Origin of the sequence: Streptococcus sp. GMD1S, from assembly GCF_000296875.1 — a bacterium.
Taxonomy (GTDB): Bacteria; Bacillota; Bacilli; order Lactobacillales; family Streptococcaceae; genus Streptococcus.
This window is the reverse complement of record NZ_AJQY01000221.1, coordinates 1-818: the sequence shown is the minus strand read 5'-3', so window position 1 is coordinate 818 and position 818 is coordinate 1. Positions and strand designations below refer to the sequence as shown.

Here is an 818-nt window from a genome sequence, read left to right as displayed (position 1 = left end):
GACTTTGTAGCTAGCGATCTTCTTCGTTCTACGACTGGTTCAACATTCACCGTTCATTTCCGTGGTCAAGAGTTGGGTCAATTCCACATTCCAACCTTTGGTCGTCACAATATTATGAATGCGACAGCTGTTATTGGTCTTCTTTACACAGCTGGTTTTGATTTGAACTTGGTCCGTGAACACTTGAAAACCTTTGCAGGTGTTAAGCGTCGTTTCACTGAGAAAATTGTCAATGATACAGTGATTATTGATGACTTTGCCCACCATCCAACAGAAATCATTGCGACCTTGGATGCGGCTCGTCAAAAATACCCAAGCAAGGAAATCGTGGCAATCTTCCAACCACATACTTTTACAAGAACCATTGCCTTGTTGGACGAATTTGCCCATGCTTTGAATCAAGCAGACGCCGTCTACCTAGCGCAAATCTATGGATCAGCTCGTGAGGTGGACCATGGTGATGTCAAAGTAGAAGACTTAGCCAATAAAATTAACAAGAAACACCAGGTTATCACTGTTGAAAATGTTTCTCCACTCCTAGACCATGATAATGCTGTTTACGTCTTTATGGGTGCTGGAGATATCCAAACCTATGAATATTCATTTGAACGTCTCTTGTCTAACTTGACAAGCAATGTCCAATAAGGAAAACAGATGGAAATTCCAATCACTATAAGGCAAGCTACCCTATCAGATTTAGAAGAAATGTTGGCGATTGAAGAAGCCAATCCTTCATCAGAAGAGACACTTAGCCACCAATCCTTAGAAGAGAGTATCCGCAAGACTGCGGGTACCTTTCTTGTAGCTGGGGATGAAAA

Annotated in this window: 1 protein-coding gene and 1 pseudogene; both read left to right on the top strand. The window is 41.9% G+C overall.

Going from position 1 to position 818, the window contains the following annotated elements:
- Positions 1-645: glutamate ligase domain-containing protein (locus GMD1S_RS08430; protein ID WP_001185061.1), on the top strand; the 645-nt coding region annotated here is incomplete at its 5' end.
- A gap of 9 nt (positions 646-654) precedes the next feature.
- Positions 655-818, top strand: a pseudogene (locus GMD1S_RS12720) (GNAT family N-acetyltransferase); the annotation flags it as partial.